Origin of the sequence: Bacteroides sp. HPS0048, assembly GCF_964240755.1 — a bacterium.
In the GTDB taxonomy this organism is placed as follows: Bacteria; Bacteroidota; Bacteroidia; order Bacteroidales; family Bacteroidaceae; genus Bacteroides; species Bacteroides nordii.
In genome coordinates, this window is sequence record NZ_CAXSVC010000069.1 from 1 (window position 1) to 2,286 (window position 2,286).

General features: G+C 34.4%; 3 protein-coding genes. All 3 read left to right on the forward strand.

What is annotated here, in order from left to right:
- Window positions 1-1,128, forward strand: a 1,128-nt coding sequence (locus ACESQI_RS24030) for a M91 family zinc metallopeptidase (protein ID WP_373127363.1), incomplete at its 5' end; no start/stop codon positions are given.
- 1 nt (window position 1,129) lies between these two features.
- On the forward strand, window positions 1,130-1,660 hold the full coding sequence (locus ACESQI_RS24035; RefSeq protein ID WP_002562619.1) for a hypothetical protein: 531 nt from the start codon (window positions 1,130-1,132) through the stop codon (window positions 1,658-1,660).
- Window positions 1,661-2,094: 434 nt separating this feature from the next.
- A partial coding sequence (locus ACESQI_RS24040; RefSeq protein ID WP_373127365.1) for a hypothetical protein occupies window positions 2,095-2,286 on the forward strand: 192 nt, incomplete at its 3' end.

Here is a 2,286-nt window from a genome sequence, read left to right on the forward strand (position 1 = left end):
CGTTATAATAATCTCAACTTACCGGACAGTATATGCTTCTCCGGCGGCAATACCCTTCAGATGAGTTATTTGTCTGACGGAAGACGGGTAAGAACCACTTCAAAGACTTATCGCACCGCTCTAACGATACCTCTGGACGATGTACAAATTCTGTCTGACCCTTCATCTGTCCATGAAGAGATTCAGGATGGAAATTTGTTATTTCGTGACGGCTACCTTTCCGAACTTCGTATTCCAGGCGGATATATCTCGTTGAGGAATGATACGACGAAACGTAGTCATATACAACCCTATTATTATATAACAGATTATTTAGGCAGCGTTCGCGCGACTTGTGACGGTGAGACAGGCAGTGTTCTTCAAAGCATGGAATACCTGCCTTCGGGAGCTATTTTTCGCCGGACAGGTTACAATGTTCAGAATCGCAGATTCTGTGGCAAAGAAGAACTGGCTATGCATGGCTTTGACATGTATGATTCTGACGCAAGATTGCAATATACTCGCATTCCAAGATTCTCAACAATGGATCCATTGTTGGAAAAGTATTATCATTTATCGCCGTATGCATATTGTGCGAATGATTTTGCACATCTGATAGACCCAGATGGAAGAAAAATAGTAGTCGGTAGTTTCTGGGGAAGAGTCAAAGCCTTTTTCGGAGCGGATAACTTTGAATCACAGGTTCAAAATCAAATAGAACAACTAAAAAAAATGGATGAAGATGTAAAAAATGTGATTGAAGATATGGAGAATAGTGAGCTTGAAGTAAAGATTGTTCCAACCAACAATAGGAAAGAGACATCAAAAAATGTCACTGTGAAAAAATATAAAAATGCAGAAGTAAAACAAGGTTCTACTATACATTATGACTTGAATTCTCAATCAACAAGTTTAGGTCCTAGACCTCCTATAATTGGGCTTGCTCATGAATTAGGACATGCGGATGATTTTATGAATGGTAGAGGTGTTAATTGGGACAAAAACAATGATAATAATGTAGATGATAATGAAATAGATGCAGTACAGAAAACAGAAAATCATGCAATTGAAATTGAGAACAAAGTAAGAAAAGCAATGGGAGAACCGTTAAGACCATTGGATTATTTTTATAATAGAAAAAAGAAATGACATGAAAAAGTATATATTATACGTATTTTTTGTGCAGGCATTATTTACATCCTGCCAGCCGGAGTGGAAAGCGATATTTAAAGACGAACAATATTTCGATACATTCGTTTGTGTTCCGGTGATTAGCGAAGGAAGAGATTCTATTATGACCTATAGTACTCTCGGAGGATTCTATGACTTTCAAAATATGAAATTGATATCCTACAAAGGGTTCTGTAATGAATTATATGAATGTATAGAGAAAAGAGAGTGTCTTGAAGTGGATTCTGCTCTATATGATAGATTATATTTACATAATCGAATTCAAATTGATTCTACAATGCTTAAATTGTATAATGAATATGGTATAGACAGCCTGTTAAAAAAGTATCTTCAAAAAGAAAGCGAAGCGTTGTTTATTGACATTCCTGCACCCTATAATTATGAAGTTAATTTCAAATATATTTTATATTTATGTTCTCTACATCATATATATTTTGAATTTTTAATGACAGAAGATGCCTATGGCTGGTATCTTTGGTATAAAAGATAAAGATATAATGGATTAATAGCTAAAGCGTATAAAAATATTAAAAGAGTTCTATAAAGAATATATAAATGTAAGGCAACAGGCAGAAAATCATGCAATTGAAATTGAGAATAAAGTAAGAAAAGCAAGGGAGAACTGTTAAGACTATTAGATTCTTTTTATAATGAAAAAAGGCAGTAAAATGAAAAAATCTATATTATACGTGTTGTTTATTGTGCCAGTATTATTTACATCCTGCCAGTAGGACTGGAAAGCGATATTTAAAGACGAACAATATTTCGATACATTCGTTTGTGTTCCGGTGATTAGCAAAGGGAGAGATTCTATTATGAGATGTAGTTCCCTCGCAGGATTCTATGACTTTCAATATATGAAATTGATATCCTACAAAGAATTCTGTAATGAATTATACGAATGTATAGAGAAAAAAGAGTGTCTTGAAGTGGATTCTGTTCTATATGATAGATTATATTTATATAATCGAATTCAAATTGATTCATTTCGTAAACAATCCGATTAACCAGCATACAACGTATATCACCTCCATGGAGATTTGCACGGAAGAACTCAGCTTCGAATATGACCATGCCGGACGTGAGGTATCTTCTTCTTTGGAATTATTTCTTGCT

Bases quoted from the DNA above. Each gene is read 5' to 3' on its own strand.
- ACESQI_RS24035 (WP_002562619.1), top strand. From the start codon at position 1,130: ATGAAAAAGTATATATTATACGTATTTTTTGTGCAGGCATTATTTACA.